This is a genomic window from Chryseolinea soli, from assembly GCF_003589925.1.
In the GTDB taxonomy this organism is placed as follows: Bacteria; Bacteroidota; Bacteroidia; order Cytophagales; family Cyclobacteriaceae; genus Chryseolinea; species Chryseolinea soli.
Genome location: NZ_CP032382.1, coordinates 4,360,794 through 4,378,092, shown reverse-complemented (window position 1 = coordinate 4,378,092; position 17,299 = coordinate 4,360,794). Strand labels below are relative to the sequence as shown.

Genomic DNA, 17,299 nt, shown 5'->3' with positions numbered 1-17,299 from the left:
TGCGAGCTACGTCTAACTACTCCACTTTAAATAGCTCGCTTCTATAGGTGGCCATGCTCTGCCCCTCCAGCCAGCCTTCTATGACATATGAGCTCTCTTTGACTTCGATGATCTGTACAATAACAGGCTTGTAGTCCTTTACGGGTTTATCGCTCGACACATAGGTTAATCTATACCGACAACTATCCAACCAATCGACTTTAAATTTGGCCGCGGAACCACCTTTGCCTACTTCAATTTGATAATTCCCCTTACGCGTGATCCTCAGATCAACCTCGCCTTTGTGCTCATTGTTAAAGGTTCCTTCCCAAAACTTGGAGCAATTATGAACAATGAGCGTCTTCTTCTTTGTACAAGAAATCAAGAAAATCGCTGTCAACAGCAACGCGACGGTCATTCTCATAAAAAATTCCAGATTATCATTCTCCTGGCGTTTCCAAGTTAGTTCATTCCTTAAATTATCCAAAGACTCATGCTTTGTCCATAGTCTCCAGATTTTCCCTGCAGTCCACGGTGCCCATTACGAAATAATACTCGATTGCCACACCGGTCCGGCTTGCTTAAATTGTGTAGATTTAACCGGTATAAAACAGGCTGCAAATTTGTGACTATGATAAAATTCCTCCCCATTTTGATCAACCTCGTCTTAGGAACCCTGATGTTGCTGCTCGGTTTCAAGGTACTCGCCCCCAAATTCCCGTCCGAAGAAGTGAAGGCCACGTTCTATAAAAGGTGGTCGGCGTTTCTCATCATCGCGGGCTTTGTCATACTGGGCGCCACGGCGTTTTTGTTGGCGAAGATGTTCTAACGGGGCTCAAAGCGTAGGAACCAATTTTGGCATCACCCTCCCGGGCAGGTCGCGCGTAGGCGCGAGGTTGTTACATTTTTTTTCAGTCTTATTACATTTCTAGCGCTGTTCGTTTACCGGCTGTTTCATAGCATTTTTTAACCCTTCAACTTTGAAAGAAAAACAATAAGAAGTTGAGAAAGAATGTCGTGTTGCTGCTGGGAATACTTTCTCTGGCAGACTTATCCTTTGCCCAGGCGCCCAAGACGGGGGTTGGTCTTGGAATTTACCCTACGGGAACGGAGACCGGTTTTGGATTTCGCTCCTCGCGTGACAATCGTTGGGTTATCGATGTGCGGGCCACCCGGGCCAATGTGTTCACCAAACCAAATTCGGGGTCGTTTGTGAACGAGGCTTCCCTCCTATACCGAGTGGCCTATTACGAAAAGATCCGGTTTCACCTGGGTGTGGGTGGACGCGTCGATTGGAATTTTGCCGAAGGTCAATCGCATCGATATGGGTTTGTGACACCTTTGGGTGTGGAGGCTTTTCCGTTTCCCTTTCAACACGCTGGTTTGTTTTTTGAGGCCGCTCCTTTTTGCACGTGGGCCCATAGTGGCACGACAAACATGGGCATCCGCACCGTTGCAGGGTTCGTGTTCTATTTTTTGAAAAAAGACAAGGCGGAATAAATTCCCTGGCCTTCGGAACAGCGAAGTTAGTTTGACTGCAACGCACGCCGCATGCTGATGAACTCCAACGGCCGCTTTCCGCAGATCTCCAGAAAATTATTACTAAACGTAGACACACTTTCATAGCCCACGCTATGCGCAAGCTCCGACACATTCCGGGCGCCCTGCTCGATGCATTCCATGGCCTTCATGGCGCGGGCAATTTTTGTATACGTCGAAAACGGCATGCCCAGGTGATGTTGGAATGCACGGGTGAGCGTTCGGGATGAGTAGCCAAACTGCCGGGTCATGTCTTCCAACCCGAGCCGTTCGTGCAGGTTTTGCTGGATATGATCCAACACCGGCGCCAGCTTGTCATCGGCCGTGGTGGGGAGGCACACCGGTGCTGACTTTGCCATCTCGGCGGGAAGAATACTTTGCAGGGCCCGGAGAAAATTGTGCTCCTCATCATCGTGCGTCAGCAGCTTGTGCCATTTCGCCGTGTAGGCAATCATTTCTTTCAACAAGGGTGAGGCTGGAAATACGCAGGGTTCTTCAAATACTTTGTGAGCAGTCAGCTCATTTCCAAAATATAGCGTGCGGATATAGACATCGGTATGATTAGACCATACTTTATGATGTGTTGCGGCCGGCACCCAGGCACAATACCAACCCGGTAGCAGCAACTTCCTTCCTTCAATGTCGACATGGATACACCCCTTCTCAGCATACATCAGCTGGCCTTTGGGATGTTGGTGCCATTCCGATTCAAAGGCGCCCAGATGGTCGTGCCAAACAAACGACTGTTTTGTATTGGAGGCCGTAACGAGCGAACAGGTGACCTGGTGTTTTGTCATGGCCGATATTAACAAAAGTTTGACGCATTCCAACACGCCTGCAAATGCAGCGCGCGCTACTTTTGATTTTTCAAGCTTTACATCTCATACATCTTTTATGGAATCATCTCATCCCAACCTCCAACTCATCCACGATTTCTTCCGTGCCTATGCCTCCAACGACCTGGACGCGATCGGACAAATTTTATCACCCGACATCCAGTGGGTCATCCCGGGCCGTCATCCTTTCAGCGGTGTTAAGCAAGGGATCGGCGAGGTGTTGACGTACTTCAAACAACTCAGCACGTTTGCTTTTCAGGCACAGCCCATCGTTATGGGAGTCAATGACCGGTATGTCATTGATTGTCATTTGAACTGGAGCAACCTTCCCGGCGACGACAACTTGCGCAACATGTCTTGTTTGTTGTGGGAGATTGAGGAGGGTAAGATCAAGCGGGTTTATAATTTTCCGCAGGATCAACATGTGGTGGATGCGTTTTTTGTGGGGAGGGGATGATGAAGTGTATGGCCAGAAACTTGTTGGTGAAGAACACCAACAAGGGCGGTGGGTGATTGCGCTCACCCAAAATCAACGATTTGGGCTTGCCCCGGACCGAATACCTGCCCTCTGGGTTAATTCCCGGGGGATTTTATCACACGATCCAATTTCCGAACTTAGACGCCATAACAAGGCCAGCCTACGCGGTTGCCTTGTGTGATGGTACTGACTAAAATTGATTGTCTATGAAATATGGGGTCGTTGTTCTTTTTCTTGCCGCGATAAATTTCTGTTTCGCGCCAAAGACGGTATTTGTCTCCGAGCCGGTGGCCGTGGTGGAATTGTTCACGGCCGAGGGGTGTTCGAGCTGTCCGGCGGCGGATGAGTTGCTGGACGAGATGTCGGTCATCCTGCAAAAGGAAGGGAAACACGTGATCAGCCTTGCCTATCACGTCACGTATTGGAATCATCTCGGTTGGAAAGATCCGTATAGCGAAGAAGCCTATACCGACCGGCAAAAGGTCTACCAAAAAACGCTGAAACGGCCAAATCTCTATACGCCACAAGCAGTCGTGAACGGCAAGTATGAATTTGTTGGGTCCGATCCCGTCTCGTTCCGCTACTTCGTGCTGGCGGCGCTTGATTCTGTGCCGGCCCGCCCGCTCGAGGCCCTGGCGACGAAAAGCGATAGTGTGGTCACCGTACAATATTCGCTCAGCAAACTTCCAAAGAACAGCGTGCTGAACGTTGCCGTCATCGAGGAGCATGTCGAACACGCGGTGTTACGGGGTGAAAATAAAGACAAGGTGTTGAAGCACTACCATGTGGTGCGCTCCATGAAACAACACGAAGCAAAAGAAAAGGATGAGATCACCCTGGTGTGGCCGCGCGGCCTCGGCGAAAACAAGGGCAGCATCATTCTGTATCTTCAAAACGCAAAGAATCTAAGGATCATAAGCGCCGCAGAAATTAAGCTGAAGGCGTCCTAGGTAGCTCGAATAGCTTCTATCGATCTGAGCGCTTACCACCACAAATAGAGCAGCAGCAGAAACACGGCCAGGAGAATGGCCGCCCATTTTAATCCCTTGTTCTGGCCCGGGAACTCATAGTTGCATACTTCGCAGACCTTGCTCTTCGCATCGATCTTCATGGCACATGAGGGACACTCTTTCTTCTTCATATCTAAAGATAAAAAACAAGATCGACATTTCCCTTGAACGCCTCTACCGCGGGTAGACCAGCAGTATTGCCCAGTTATTGATTCACGCTCCGGGTTACTCCTTCATCACTTTAAATACCTTCACCCCATTGCTGTATTGCACTTTCACCACATACACCCCGGCTTCAAATCTCCGCAGGTCGGCTACGTGATCCGCAACCTTCAATGCCTGCGAACGGCCGGTCACGTCGGTGATGGCCACTTGCTGGATCGGCGATGACGATGAGAAGATCAGGAAATCTGCAGTAGGATTCGGATGGACTGTCACATTCGCCAACGGATCTTCTATACCCGTGATCAACTGGACCGTTAATTTTCTGGAGACGTTCTCGGCGGGTTCATAGTTGTCATTGCCCGGCTGAAGCGCTGAAATAAGCGTTTCACCCGATCCGTGAATTTTCAACACCTGGCCTTCCACCGTGGCCACCTCAGGATGTTCCGATACGTAGGAAACCGGCAACGTGGAACTTGCTGCGGCATCCAGCGAAATGTCTTCCGCGCTTTCCACCAACCCGATTTCACTGAAGCTGATCTGTTGCAGGGCTTTGGCTATCACGAGGGTTTGTTCTACCGGAGTGGCGGGCTGATAAATATCGTCGCCCGGTTGGAGCGCCGTGATCGTGGTTGTGCCCACGCCGACAATGACCACCTTGCCCGCTTCGATCTTTGCCACGTCGGGGCGTGAGCTCGTGTAGGAAAGCGGCAGCGATGCATCGGTGCTGGCCTCCAAGGCAAAAGGCCCATCCGCATATCTTTTTCCAGACATCTTTCCAAAGGTGATGTGCTGTTTCAAAAGAATTTCAGTGACATGACCTTGCGTTCCCTCGGGCGAAACAGAGATATCGACTTGTGCATTGCGAAGGGTGACGTCGGCGGTGATGGGCTCTTCCATTTGTGGTTCATCCAGTGGAAAAGAAATAAGCACCTGATACTGGCCTTCGGGCAGATTCGTGAACTGGTAAAAACCGGTATCGTCCGTTTGGGTCAGCCCCACTACATCGCCTGATGTTGACAAAAGAATGACGGACAAGCCTTCAACCGAACCTCGCCCGACAGGATTTTCGGTTTGACTGACGGTACCGCTGATGATCTTGGAACCTGAAGGGAGCGGGTTCACTTTTAGGATCTCGAGTCGCACGCCCTTGTCTTCTGTCAGCGACAAAAAAGACTGGTCGTTCAACATGACGGTTTTTCCCAGGATGGTCGGAACATAGCCGGGGAACGCCGTCTTGTCGGGAATAAAATACAAAGTGTACTGGCGCGTATCTACCTGGAAGCTAAAGGTGCTATCGGGGGTTGCCAGTTGTTTTTGGTCGACGAATTTTATCGTGTTGTTTTCCTTCCGGTATAGAAAAACATTTCCCTTGGTGAGGAACACACCATCCTCACCTTTTACCGTTCCGTAGAAGTTGAACTTCGCTTCCTGGATGGTGAGGGGAATGCTGTAAGGATTCGGGTCGTTCGCAGATTGAATCGTCAGTGTGTATTGACCTGGCGCCAGGGCGCTGCTTAAAGGCAACTCCCAATGAAATGCACTGGTCATCCCGGGGTACAGGTAAACGTATTCATATTTCATGGTAGAATAGACCTGGACATTGGAAGCGTTCCGGATGGAAACGGTGCTGGTCACGCCTCCACTGTAGAATGATCCGCGGTTGATCAGTGCACCATCCACTTCCAGCTGATTATCCAGGTTATTGTAGGCACCTGAAAAGTTTGCATTCGAAATCCCCACATTCGCCACCGGTGGGTTGATGGTGATGGTTCCCATCGACGTCGCCGTATTATTACCGGTGTTTGTTTCTGCAACGGCTCCGTCTGCATTCACTTTTATGATCACATAATTCGTACCCCACACTCTGGGATCTACCAAATTATTGAGATCGACCGAGAGGGAATTGAAAATTTGACCGCCGGCGGGAACATAATAGGAGTCGTGTGTCAAGGGCCAGGGCACATTGATGAGATAATCACCGATATCCAACACAGGGTCGGGAGAAAGATAGGCATTGATGGAATACCCCAACACGCCCGTCGTACCTTTGTTTTTTAAGTTAAAATCTACGTGGATTTGGCTCATACCGGCCTCGATATAGCTTGCGGAGGGCGCATTTCCGCTTGTCAAATCCAAATCAATATTGTTGTTCACCAGGGTCAGCGGCGCCGAAACGGTATTGTTGCCTTCATTGGTTTCGGCGACCTCCGATTGATCATTATAGTTCCGGTCGGTTATGCCAATAATGTAATATTGCCCCGTAGGTTTGTGTGGCATCATCAACTGATACCAGGTTTGACTCGTCGCTTGCCCGGAAGAGAATTTATTGTAATAGTCATTCAGTTTTACATCACTGGCGTCATACACATTGTCGGTGCTCAAATAAAAGCTAGTGTAAATGCTTCCGGCAAAAGGCGTAGTGCCTCCGTTCTTCACGGTATAGACTGGAACCACCACATCATCGATAGCCGCTGACGATTTGTTCAAGCTAAACGACTGGAACGTGAAGTCGATGTTGGGGGTGTTGACCACATAGCCCGAAACAACCGAGATATTATTCGACTCATCCGTTTCAACCTGAGCATCCTGAGCATCGGCTTTCAAAATAAGATAATATGTTCCGGGAGGCGACACCACGTCGTAGTATGCACTGAACGCAGGCACCAGGGATTGCCCCGCCTTTATCGACGTTACATAAAACGAGCCCATCTGAACATCGGCCCCGTCGATGACAGCATCAGTCGAGAGGTATGCATAAATATATGTCGCCTTGGCAATGTCTACGATACCTTGATTTGTGAGGGTAGCGGAAACTGTGAAGGGCATATACCGGTCAAAGGTCTTTGATCCACTGACATTGGTAATGACGAGGTCCTGACAATAGCCAGCAACGGCGGTAAGCACAAGGAGTCCTGTGCCGATTAGATTTTTCATAGAAAGCCAACTTATATGACATTCCAAAAATAGGAATTGCAACCAAACCCCTGACCGCTATGTAAGAAAAGACCTGCATTTGTATAATCCGCAATCCTCGACCTTGAATATTGGCCTGCTTTGAGGGTTCTTCCATTTCTTTAGATAGCCATACCGGTGCATTGATGTACAAACTGGTTTCGGATAGCCCTCCCTAGCAATCGCGGACTAATGCCAAGGGTAACGTCAATCTTCGAAATCCATGGATTGCCGCTGTATGGCCCTGTATTCACTCAAAAGCCTTTCATGCAACCCTTTTTCTTTTGTGTAGCCCGGCACCTTTATGCCTTCTTTATTTGAGTTCGTAACTCCCACGGGAGGGGTTATGCCGCTAACGTTCATTCCCGCTCTTTGCATGCCGTGAATGCTGTTGGTGAAAAAGTTATTGTTGGCAGCTTTTCCACAAACTTCAAATGTTCTTTTCGAATCGTCTTTTATAACTTCCCAACAGCTGGAGTACATAATGTATATGTTAAAATGATACAGGCTCGCCCATCGTCCCGGTGTCACGTTCCAACCCAGACCAAAGGACTTCCTACCCGATGCAAGTTAGCCAATTCTTTCACAATCATCTTCCGAGCGTTTCGCGTCCGGGATCAAACAAAATGGAACCCCTTCCGTTTAACTCTCTTTGCCGGCCAGCAAGGAAGTTTACTATATTTAACATGTCGCCCGGTCTTTGAAATCGTCAGCACGATGTCGACCCCTTACGCCAATGAAGCCCGTGACCATCATTCCCTATGAAGATCGTTACCAGCCCCAGTTCAAAGCCTTGAACCTGGAATGGCTCGATCTGCACCACCTCACCGAACAACGCGACCTCGATGTGTTGAACGATCCCAAAAAATACATCCTGGAGCAAGGAGGTTTTATTTATCTCGCCATGGAGGGTGAAGAGGTGATCGGTTCGGCAGCCTTGATGAAGGAACACCACGGCGTCTATGAACTCGCCAAGATGGCGGTGGGCGTGCATCACCGCGGCAAAGGGCTCAGCAAGCCGCTCATTGAAACGTGTATTGAAAAAGCAAAGGCGCTAAAGGCTGAAAAGATCGAGCTGTTCTCCAGCAGCAAGCTCCAGCCTGCACTAAGGCTTTATGAACGTTATGGTTTTCAACACATTCCCTTGGAGGATTCCCCCTTCGAAACAGCCGATGTTAAAATGGTGTTGATGCTTTGAGTTAAATGCTAATCGAGCAAAACGTGCGGCAGCTCCTCGTCTAACGGCAACGTGATCGTAAAGCGTGAACCTTGGCCGGGTACCGATTCTACCTCGATCGTTCCATGCAGGATCTCGATCTGTGATTTCACCAAATAGAGGCCAATGCCACGACCTTCCACGTGGTTGTGAAAGCGCTTGTAGAGTTTGAAAAGTTTTTCCTTGTGCACCCCAGTGTCGAATCCCATGCCGTTGTCGCGTACCTCCAGCCGGGCTTTCCCATCGACATAGCTGCTGGTGGCGGTCACTTTCAGATCGCGATTGGGTGAACGGAACTTCATGGCGTTGCTCAACAAGTTGTAGAAAGTACTTTGCACCATGGCCCGCACCGTCGCGATCTGCGGCAACGCTTCGAAGTTCGCCGTGATCTCCTCGTGACCATTGAGGCTATCTTGTAAAAGACTGATGCTCTGCTTCCATTCTTTTTCGAGCTCCACCGTTTCCCGGTATTGATGGGGTTCGTTGCGCAGGTCCAGGATCTTGTTTAGGTCTTTTATGATCAAGTCCAGGTCCGCCGCCGTCTTGCCGATCAGGGCAATCCATTTCTGGGCTTCGGCAAAATCCTGTTCAGCGATCACGATGTCAGAAAGCCCCAGCAATCTCGCTACCGGGCCACGCAGGTTGTGCGACACCGTATAGGAGAATTGGAGCAATTCATTGTTGTGCTTGGCCAACTCTTCGTTGGTGGTGCGAAGTTCCAATGTTTTCTGTGCCACGATCTGTTCCAGGCCGCGGTTGAGATCGCTGATGCTCTTGTTGCTGGCGGCGAGTTTGCTCGCCTGCGCCTGTATCTCTTCGTTCTGCTCCGAAACCTCGTGATACAAGTGCTTTAGCTCGGCATTCACTTCATGTAGTTTATCGGCTTGGGTCTGGATGCGTTTGTTCTTGTCGGTGATGGCGGCGTGGAGCGTTTTGATCCGTTTATAAAAGCGATAGTACACTAAGGCCAGGGCACCCAACAAGGCCAAGCTGATGACGCCTCCGATCAACAAAATAAATTGCTGTCGTATTTGGGCTTGCTGCAAGTTTATTTTATTCTCCGCCAGTTGTTTGTCATTTTGCAATGCCTTGATGTCGCGGTCGCGCTGTTCGATTTCCTGCATTTTCTCCAGGGTCACAAACCGTCGTGCGAGGTCCGTGCGGTGTATGGAATCTTTCAACTGACTGGCTAAAACAGAAAACCCTAAAGATTCTTTAAAGCGATTCTGAGCGGCCAACAGATCCCTCCGGGTATTGTAGTTGATGATCAGGATCTCATGGGCATGGATCAGACGACAATAGGCTTCCGATTGATCCAGATACCGGGCGGCAGTTTTGTAGTCGCCTTGCTTGAAATAAATGTCACCCATTCCCCAGTTTGACCACGCCAGGCCATAGGCATAGTTGGATGCCTCGGCGAGTCGAATGCTCTCTTTGTAAAACGCAAGGGCTTGGGAATATCGCTTTTGCTTCTCTTCTAAAAAACCAAGGTTCATCAGTCCTTCACTGATCCCGCGATTGTCGCCCAACTGTTTATAGATTTGGATCACAGAATCCAGAGATACCTTGGCGGGCGCGAACTCGTTGAGATCTGTGAGGACCACGCCTCTAAGGTTGAGCGCATTCGCAATGTCTGCCTGCGGCTGTCGCTTGGTGGTATAATTCAACGCTTCGTTTGCCAGTCGAAAGGCCTGCTTTAGATCGCCGAGGCGAAAATTTATCCAGCCGATCCGTGTACGGATCACATGGGTTTCGACTTCGTAGCCTCTCAGTTTGCTCAGCTCCAGGGCGACATATAAATTATCAAGCGCCAATTCGTACTCGCCCCGATCGGAGAACACTTCTCCAATGTCGATGAGCATCGTAACGTACTTCCTGTACAACAGTGTTCGCAAAAAATAATTGCGGGCCGAATCAAACAGCACCACCGCTTCATCAAACCGGCCCTGTTGAAAAAGGACCATCGACTTTAAGTGATGTATGTCCTGGAGATTTTCTTCGTCTTCGGGGTGTTCGACGGCAACCGTCAGTGCTTCGTCAAGCAAGGCTTCTGCTGCAGGCACATCGCCCGTCATCCATTTGTTGGTGGCCTTTAGGGTCAAGGCGTCCGTGAGCAGGGTTTTGTCAGGCAGCAACCGGCGGATGGCAATCGCGCGATCGAGATACACTGCTTGTTTTTCGTATTGATAGCGCTGGCCATATACTGCGCTCATATTGCGATAGACTTTGGAAAGCGATGCGGGCTGGGTGCTGTCTTTAAAAAATTCGTACGACCCTTGAAGGAAAAGCAAAGCGGAATCGTTCTCCACTTCCTCGAGGCTGCAATTGCCCAATTGAAGCAACGTATATCCTTGGTTTATTCTATCACCCACCTGCGCCGACAAGGCGAGACCGTGATGCAGATCTTTGTGGGCTTGCTGAAGTTGTCCGGAAAGATATTCGTGCACACCCCGGTAAGTATAGGCAATGCCCTCTCCTTTTGTGTAGGCGATCTTCCGCGAAAGGCGAAGCGCTTCGTCGCCGTATTGAATGACCTTATCCGTGTTGACGGATATGAACTCATACGTAAGCTGATTGAGGACGTCAACGCGCTCGCGATCGCGAGCGTTTTTTAGTTTTTGTTCAAGGCTGTCAATAACTTTCGTCTGACAAATGGCTTCCGCACCCAGGAATCCGAGAACGCACATGAGCCGTAGGCCTTTGCTGAAAAGCATTCATTAAACGTTAACAGCGAGCAAGATAGCCAGATTCGCCCGCTAAAAAAACCGCCGTTGAGCAAACGGTCGCCCAGCGTGCGTACATGGCCGATGGACAACATTTGCCCAGGCCGTGCCAATCCATATAAAATTCTGATCAACGCAACTCTGTTACAAAAAAGCATTGTCATTCCCGCCTCCTGCCTTATGACCGACTCTTCGAACATTGTTGTCCGGTTCTTTTATCTCATTTAATATTTTTTTAGTGGTTACCTTTTTTTTCGACAAGAGCACCTCAAGCGAAATGACATATAACGTTTGCAAACGCATGAAAGGAAAACCAAGATTGAAGACCGCGAAACGTTATTGTTCTGCCCGGAACCACTTCCAGAGCCTTGCCTTGCCGAGCATTTATTCACCATGCTTGCGGGACGAACGATCATAGGTTAGAACAATTGATGATGTAAACCCTACGGCTGACACCATCTTTCACTATATTTCCATAGCAGCACGAAAGAAAGGATGCCATCATGAAAACAGACGCTTATCCCAAGATCTTCCTCTACCGGCGCCTTGTGCAGGCCAAGCTTTTCATCGATACCCACTACGCAAAGCCCATCGATCTCGATAACATCGCCGATGAGGCCTACTCATCCAAGTTCCATTTTATCCGGCAGTTTAAGAGCATCTATCGCCGGACGCCACACCAGTATCTGATCTCGGTGAGGATGGAAAAGGCAAAGGCATTATTGAGAGATGGTCTTCCCGTTTCTAAAGTATGTTATGCCGTAGGATTTGAAAGCCTGAGTTCCTTCAGCGGATTGTTCAAGCGATTGTATGGCATCACACCTTTGGCGTATTCACAGCAGCAACAATATATAAAGGCACAAATAAAGGAATCGCCCCTTCGCTTCATACCGGGTTGCTTTGCGCACAAAAGCGGTTGGATCTGAAAAACAGCAATTTTAGAGAAATCAAAACCTTCGCCAGCGTCGTTCTTTGTCTTAAAAAAACAAAAGATGAAAACCGTATACGACAAAGCCACCCGTGACGAATTGATCCGACGGATAAACACCCTGGATGAAAACAGTAGCGCACAGTGGGGCAAAATGAAAGTTTACCAGATGGTGAAACACTGCCGGCTTTGGGAGGAAATGATGTTGGGTAAGACAAAATACGATCGCGCATTCATAGGGCGTATATTCGGCAAACTGGCTCTGAACACCGTACTGAAAAATGAAGCCCCGCTGGGAAGAAATTCTCCCACGCTCCCGGCGCTCATCATAAAAGATGATGGCGATGTTTCGATCGAGAAATCGAAATGGATCGCGCTCATCCAAGAACATGCGAACACCTGGGCGCCGGATCTTGTCCATCCTTTCTTTGGAAAGCTAACCAAAGAACAGACCGGGCACCTGGTCTATAAACATAGTGACCATCATCTCCGTCAATTTAATAGTTAAACCCTAGCTCAACCCATGATCACAAGATTAACACACGTAAGCATCTACGTGCTCGACCAGGCCAGCGCCTATGATTTCTACATTAACAAACTTGGTTTTAAAGTCGTCATGGACGTGCCGCTTGTGCCGGCCAATGGCCATCGTTGGCTCACGGTTGCACCGCCCGACCATCCCGACTTTGAGATCAACCTGACGCCGATCACGGAAGGTATGTGGTATTCCAAAGAAACGGCCGAAACGTTGAGAGACCTCGTGAAAAAAGGAACGTTCGGTTGCGGCGTCCTCACCTGCGACGACGTCTATGCCACCTATGAAGAACTGAAGGCCAAAGGTGTTGAGTTTACAAAACCGCCCAAGAAAGAATTCTATGGCATCGAAGCCCTTTTCAAAGACGATTCAGGCAATTGGTTCTCGCTCGCGCAATTGACAAAAGGATGAACTGATCGGATACGCTCAATCCTTCCTATCCCCTACCCACAGACCTCTGATCAACCGGACAAAGGACAACGTCAACGGAATGGCCACGATGCCTTGCAGGACGCCGGTAAATTCAAACCAAAAATCGTTGGGCATTTCATACGTCGGCGGAGGAAATAAAGCGATGAGTATTTGGTGACTGGCACCCGTATAGAACAGTGCGTTTTTTAGAAGATGATTGTAGACCCCTTCAAAGAGTCCGATCAACGCAACGGAAGCCACCAAGGTCAACACGAGGTATACTCCAAAGAATACACTCCGGGTGCGGATCCCCTTTTTTAGAACCCGGTAATAAAAAACGCCGGTGAAGATGATCACAGGGACGCTGATCATTAAGATGTGCAGGCGCCAGGGCGTGTTGTAGATGATCGCACCATAGGCATGGTGGATCGATGTCAGGACCATTAACGCTACGCTAAGGCGGCTGACGGTGGTAACTTCTTGTTTCATCATAACGTTGCAAGGTTATGAACAGGGTCACCGCAGGTCAAGTAGTTACCGGATGGGAACCACGGGCATACTGAATTAACCGACTGACTATCAAACGAATTGTTTTATGCCAATCACCACATACGACGCCTCCCTTTGCATGATGACCCGCATCTTCGAAATGATCGGCGGAAAGTGGAAGCCGATCATTTTATATCTGATCCAACACGACATCAACCGGTTCGGGTCGTTGAAAAGAAGCATGCCGCGGATCAGCAAAAAGGTGCTCACCGAACAATTGCGCGAATTGGAAGAGGATCAACTCATTGCACGCCGCATTGTTTTAGCCCATCCGCCGCAGATCATTGAATATAGCCTCACATCCACCGGCATTTCGCTGCGCCAGCTAATCGACGAAATGGTGCGCTGGGGCGTAACGCATTTGAACAGCCCGCACAAACCGGAATGGATCCGCCTAACGGGCGGGGTATCTTCCCTTTCGACGTTAACTGACCAACCTAAATCAATATGTGCCGGGGGTTAATGTGAACGGAATTTGCTGTCTTTTTGTGTGTTCATAAATACTTTAGTTACCAATTCGCAGTCGCTGAAGATGAACATTTGTTCTGTTTAAAGTCACTTTTGAGCAACGAGCTGCGTTTATGATCTTTTGATGAAATAAGCCCCACCACTACACAGTTCTTGCGGGTGTAAGAAAAGGACACGATTTCACAAGTTTGCTGCTTGAAATGCATTGAATTTTCGGCGTCTAAACTATTTGGCCGCAAAATGAAAACCGTGCTTGTGCTGTTGAGTACCGATCAGTTTTCTGTGCCATTGGTCCGCTATCTCGCGTTGGAAGGGAAACGCTACGGGTGGAAGATCTGTGTGGGAAGCATGTTTGGGGAAGGTGCCGTACGGCGCATGCGGGAGGAAAAATTCAGCAACGACATCCTCTTTATAAACGTTACCGACTACCGCCAATGCGATCACGCCATCCGCAAGGTGGACCTGGTCATCGGTATGATTCCGGATGTTATGTTATTGCAGGTGGCCGACAGTTGCATCGCTCACAGCAAAGATCTTATCACGCCTTCCCGCCTGACGCGCCAGTTGATGGCCAAAAAATCGCAAGCCGAAAAAAGCGATGTCTTGCTGCTGTTCGAATGCGGGTTCTCTCCCGGCCTGGATCACATCACGCTAAAAAAAGCCATCGACAACATTCACATCCGGGGAGGTATGATCGCCTCTCTGAAGACCTACAGCGGAAGCCAGATTGCCGAACAATGTATCGACAACCCGTGGGAGTTTAAATTGACGGAACCGTCGCGCGAACTCATCAACCTGGGCAAAGGCAACAACCGCTACTTGCTCAACGGCCAGCTTCAGCATATTCCTTATCATCAATTGTTGGAAAGAAGTGAGCCCATCACTATCCAAGGGCTGCCGGAGATCGTCGCCATTCCCGAAGGCGATGCACTGTATTACCGCAAATTATACGAGCTCACGGAAGCGCACACCGTCACGAAGGGAAAATTAGTACGAAAAGGATTCGAACGCCTTTGGAGTCTGATCACACAACTGGGATTGACCGACAACACCACCCGGATCGAGCTCTTTGAAAATAAATCCATTCGCTACTTCCTGCGCTCACTCCTCCCCTACTCAACCTCGGACTCGATCGAAAGCCTGTTGCAAAAGCATTTGCGCGCCACCTGGAGCGAAATAGAAGCGCTGCGATGGCTTGGTCTGTTTGAAGATGAATGGCTCGAAGGCCACAGGGAGATTACACCGGCCGTCATTCTACAACATTTGCTGGAGAAGAAATTCAACATGCGCCCGAATGACAAAGATTGTGTCATCATGCGGCACGAGCTGGAGTATGACTACCAGAACTTCCGGCACAAGTTCACCTCTACTCTCATCACGCAAGGCGAAGACCTGTTGAATTCCGCCACAGCCAAAGCCATTGGTCTCACCACCGGGGCGGCGGCAAAAGCTTACCTGGTGGGCAACATCAAAGTGAAGGGCCTTCACACGCCGACAAAAAAAGAGATCTACGATCCCATCCTGAACGAGCTGGACGACCTGGGCGTGGCGTTTCATGTAGAGGATCGCAAGATCGTCGACGCCGACGTGAAAGAGCCCTTTGATCAAATCGAATACATTGTTTCACAACTCCATAATCCACGTTACACCTGAGAACCTTTACCAAATTCTATACGCAATGAAAAAGATCATTGACTTCCTGAAATCAGAAACGCTTGTATTTCTTACGCTCATTTTTGTGCTCATCGCCCAGATCATTCACACGATGTATATCTTCGATCGCATCCGTGTGGCCGACATGAGTTTCAACTATGGTGGTCTAAGAATCACCGCGTTCAACTGGGCGCACGCGTTCATCTTTGCCGTCTCCATCGAGGCCGCGATCCTCATGTTCATCCTCAACGGAAAACGTCTTCCATCCAAGATCTATGCCGTGGCTTCTTTTGCTACCAACATCCTCTACTATGGAACCTGGAAATTGCCGATACCCGAAATGCTGGCTACGGTGATTGCCAGCAGCATGCTCGCGGGCTCCATCTGGTTCTTCTCCGACCTGTTTGCCGAAAAGGTGGACTTGTTGCCCTATGGCCAATCGCAGGAAGAGTTGAAAAAATTCCTGGCTTCACAAGAGTTGGAGGAGCGCAATAAAGTAACGTTCAAGAAAGCACTTTAAGAACATCACAAATAGTTATCAAATAATAATCCCCTGGTTCTCCAGGGGATTATTTATTTATGCCCATACCAACGCAGGGAGATGATGCCCTCAGATTCCCTTCAATCCCATCGCCGGCAACCACTTTGCGGCATTTTTGAAATATAGCTTGTCAACTACTTCACGCGGCAATTTCAGACCTTTGAATTCGCCCTCAAAGCCGGTCGATGTCATTTTAGTATCGGTTGTAAAAAATTCCCAATCGCGCAGCCTGGCTTCGTGTACGAGTGTTTTCATTTCCAGGGAGTCTTTGTCTGGATTCACGGCCCTGTCGGTTGCATACAGAAGGCGATCCTGGTACTTCACAAAAAAATCATGCGTCTTTTGCCAGTTGGTCATGGCGTGATGTTGCAGGTTGGGCATGCGCGCCAGGTCCACTGCGAAGTTAGGAAACCGGTCGAGGCGTTTGGCCAGTTCGTCCAGGCTCCATTCCAAACTGCCCAGATGCGCGCCGATGAAAATCAGGTCGGGATGCTTCTCGAGTATGTGATCTCTAGCGGCGATCTGGTCCTCATAAGAAGGATACTCCGGATGTAAATACATATGATAGTCGGGATGCTCGGTGTAATAGGCGCGGTTTCCTTTCATCGTCATTTTGTCGAGGGGCAACCAGCAGTCTTTGGGTTCGCCCAGGTGACCGATGAGGGTGATCTTATTTTTGGCCAGGTAGTTCAACAGGGAATCAAACCGGGGATGATCGATCATGACAAACTTTCCATCCTTATCGCGCAAACTCATGCCCACATTCTTCCACACTTTGACGGCAACCGCCCCGTGCGAAAACGCATCCTTCAGATGGTCGATCGTCTCTTGCTCCCAACGCTCGCTGTTCCAGTGCTTCACCGGGAAGGTGGTGGCGTAGGCAACCCGGTCAGGGAACGCTTTCACTTGTTTCTGCGCAATCTGTTCCTGGTCTTCCATCGGCAAACCAAAAGGCCGGTCGTCGACGATGTCCAGGAAACGAAAATTGTCTTTGGCCGACTGGTGTATAAATGCAGGAGCGTCAGTGTTCAGGTGAATGTGGGTGTCGAATTTTTCGATCGTTGCAAAATCGTTCAGCTCATAAAATTCCGACAGCTGCTCAGCGGTTGATTCTGTGCGTTTGGTTTGCGAACAACCTTGCCAAACGAGGAGACAAACGATCAGAAAACAAGAGTTCTTAAAGCTGGAGAAGTTTTTCATGCGGGGGCTGATCAGGTCGAGCGGACAAAAGAAGTTCACAAGCTAATCTGCTAAAACACACCACCCTGTCAAACAATGTTGTGGCGGGTAGCCAAATAGAAGTTTTAAAGGCCGGA

At 49.3% G+C, this 17,299-nt stretch carries 19 protein-coding genes; 11 read left to right on the top strand and 8 right to left on the bottom strand.

Translation table 11 applies throughout. From position 1 onward, the window contains the following. Positions 1 to 16 precede the first annotated feature (16 nt). Positions 17 to 403 carry a hypothetical protein gene (locus D4L85_RS18765; protein WP_119755743.1) on the bottom strand — a complete coding sequence of 129 codons (387 nt, stop codon included), beginning with the start codon at positions 401 to 403 and terminating at the stop codon, positions 17 to 19. A 207-nt stretch (positions 404 to 610) separates the two neighbouring features. Between D4L85_RS18765 and D4L85_RS18760 the strand changes: the two genes are divergently transcribed. Continuing rightward, positions 611 to 808 carry a hypothetical protein gene (locus D4L85_RS18760; RefSeq protein WP_119755742.1) on the top strand — a complete coding sequence of 66 codons (198 nt, stop codon included), beginning with the start codon at positions 611 to 613 and terminating at the stop codon, positions 806 to 808. A 173-nt stretch (positions 809 to 981) separates the two neighbouring features. Next, positions 982 to 1,479, top strand: coding sequence for a hypothetical protein (locus tag D4L85_RS18755; protein WP_119755741.1), 498 nt, complete (start codon positions 982 to 984; stop codon positions 1,477 to 1,479). A 26-nt stretch (positions 1,480 to 1,505) separates the two neighbouring features. Here D4L85_RS18755 and D4L85_RS18750 read toward each other — a convergent pair whose 3' ends face one another. Next, complete coding sequence (locus D4L85_RS18750; protein ID WP_119755740.1) at positions 1,506 to 2,315, bottom strand: AraC family transcriptional regulator; 810 nt, start codon at positions 2,313 to 2,315, stop codon at positions 1,506 to 1,508. A 97-nt stretch (positions 2,316 to 2,412) separates the two neighbouring features. Between D4L85_RS18750 and D4L85_RS18745 the strand changes: the two genes are divergently transcribed. Continuing rightward, the gene (locus D4L85_RS18745) at positions 2,413 to 2,811 is read left to right on the top strand and encodes a nuclear transport factor 2 family protein (RefSeq protein ID WP_119755739.1); all 399 of its coding nucleotides are present in this window, start codon (positions 2,413 to 2,415) and stop codon (positions 2,809 to 2,811) included. A 227-nt stretch (positions 2,812 to 3,038) separates the two neighbouring features. Beyond that, the gene (locus D4L85_RS18740) at positions 3,039 to 3,782 is read left to right on the top strand and encodes a DUF1223 domain-containing protein (RefSeq protein WP_119755738.1); all 744 of its coding nucleotides are present in this window, start codon (positions 3,039 to 3,041) and stop codon (positions 3,780 to 3,782) included. Between the two features lie 32 nt (positions 3,783 to 3,814). On the opposite strand, the gene D4L85_RS18735 is transcribed toward D4L85_RS18740, so the two are convergent. The 3 genes from D4L85_RS18735 to D4L85_RS18725 form a co-directional block, all read right to left on the bottom strand. After that, positions 3,815 to 3,973 (bottom strand): DUF2116 family Zn-ribbon domain-containing protein, encoded by a 159-nt coding sequence (locus D4L85_RS18735; RefSeq protein ID WP_119755737.1) that lies wholly within the window; start codon positions 3,971 to 3,973, stop codon positions 3,815 to 3,817. 94 nt (positions 3,974 to 4,067) lie between these two features. Then, positions 4,068 to 6,941: a CARDB domain-containing protein gene (locus tag D4L85_RS18730; protein WP_119755736.1), complete on the bottom strand. Its 2,874-nt coding sequence runs from the start codon at positions 6,939 to 6,941 to the stop codon at positions 4,068 to 4,070. A gap of 225 nt (positions 6,942 to 7,166) precedes the next feature. Further along, positions 7,167 to 7,442, bottom strand: coding sequence for a hypothetical protein (locus D4L85_RS18725; RefSeq protein WP_119755735.1), 276 nt, complete (start codon positions 7,440 to 7,442; stop codon positions 7,167 to 7,169). A 253-nt stretch (positions 7,443 to 7,695) separates the two neighbouring features. On the opposite strand from D4L85_RS18725, the gene D4L85_RS18720 reads away from it, so the two are divergent. Then, positions 7,696 to 8,157 carry a GNAT family N-acetyltransferase gene (locus D4L85_RS18720; protein WP_119755734.1) on the top strand — a complete coding sequence of 154 codons (462 nt, stop codon included), beginning with the start codon at positions 7,696 to 7,698 and terminating at the stop codon, positions 8,155 to 8,157. Positions 8,158 to 8,165: 8 nt separating this feature from the next. Here D4L85_RS18720 and D4L85_RS18715 read toward each other — a convergent pair whose 3' ends face one another. Then, positions 8,166 to 10,862 carry a tetratricopeptide repeat protein gene (locus D4L85_RS18715; protein ID WP_160143827.1) on the bottom strand — a complete coding sequence of 899 codons (2,697 nt, stop codon included), beginning with the start codon at positions 10,860 to 10,862 and terminating at the stop codon, positions 8,166 to 8,168. A 539-nt stretch (positions 10,863 to 11,401) separates the two neighbouring features. Between D4L85_RS18715 and D4L85_RS18710 the strand changes: the two genes are divergently transcribed. The 3 genes from D4L85_RS18710 (at position 11,402) to D4L85_RS18700 (ending at position 12,772) form a co-directional block, all read left to right on the top strand. Beyond that, positions 11,402 to 11,824: a helix-turn-helix domain-containing protein gene (locus D4L85_RS18710; protein WP_119755732.1), complete on the top strand. Its 423-nt coding sequence runs from the start codon at positions 11,402 to 11,404 to the stop codon at positions 11,822 to 11,824. 66 nt (positions 11,825 to 11,890) lie between these two features. Beyond that, a complete protein-coding gene (locus D4L85_RS18705; protein WP_119755731.1) occupies positions 11,891 to 12,334 on the top strand; it encodes a DUF1569 domain-containing protein in 444 nt (147 codons plus the stop codon). A gap of 15 nt (positions 12,335 to 12,349) precedes the next feature. Continuing rightward, on the top strand, positions 12,350 to 12,772 hold the full coding sequence (locus tag D4L85_RS18700; RefSeq protein WP_119755730.1) for a VOC family protein: 423 nt from the start codon (positions 12,350 to 12,352) through the stop codon (positions 12,770 to 12,772). 15 nt (positions 12,773 to 12,787) lie between these two features. Here the strand turns inward: D4L85_RS18700 and D4L85_RS18695 are convergent, their stop codons facing one another. Further along, positions 12,788 to 13,264: a hypothetical protein gene (locus D4L85_RS18695; protein WP_119755729.1), complete on the bottom strand. Its 477-nt coding sequence runs from the start codon at positions 13,262 to 13,264 to the stop codon at positions 12,788 to 12,790. A 103-nt stretch (positions 13,265 to 13,367) separates the two neighbouring features. On the opposite strand from D4L85_RS18695, the gene D4L85_RS18690 reads away from it, so the two are divergent. The 3 genes from D4L85_RS18690 to D4L85_RS18680 all read left to right on the top strand — a co-directional run bounded on the left by D4L85_RS18690 (position 13,368) and on the right by D4L85_RS18680 (position 15,962). Continuing rightward, a complete protein-coding gene (locus D4L85_RS18690) occupies positions 13,368 to 13,784 on the top strand; it encodes a winged helix-turn-helix transcriptional regulator (RefSeq protein WP_228450528.1) in 417 nt (138 codons plus the stop codon). 245 nt (positions 13,785 to 14,029) lie between these two features. Beyond that, positions 14,030 to 15,442 carry a saccharopine dehydrogenase C-terminal domain-containing protein gene (locus D4L85_RS18685; protein ID WP_119755727.1) on the top strand — a complete coding sequence of 471 codons (1,413 nt, stop codon included), beginning with the start codon at positions 14,030 to 14,032 and terminating at the stop codon, positions 15,440 to 15,442. A 25-nt stretch (positions 15,443 to 15,467) separates the two neighbouring features. Further along, positions 15,468 to 15,962 (top strand): hypothetical protein, encoded by a 495-nt coding sequence (locus D4L85_RS18680; protein ID WP_119755726.1) that lies wholly within the window; start codon positions 15,468 to 15,470, stop codon positions 15,960 to 15,962. Between the two features lie 90 nt (positions 15,963 to 16,052). Here the strand turns inward: D4L85_RS18680 and D4L85_RS18675 are convergent, their stop codons facing one another. Beyond that, positions 16,053 to 17,183, bottom strand: coding sequence for an amidohydrolase family protein (locus D4L85_RS18675; RefSeq protein ID WP_119758853.1), 1,131 nt, complete (start codon positions 17,181 to 17,183; stop codon positions 16,053 to 16,055). Positions 17,184 to 17,299: the final 116 nt, after the last annotated feature.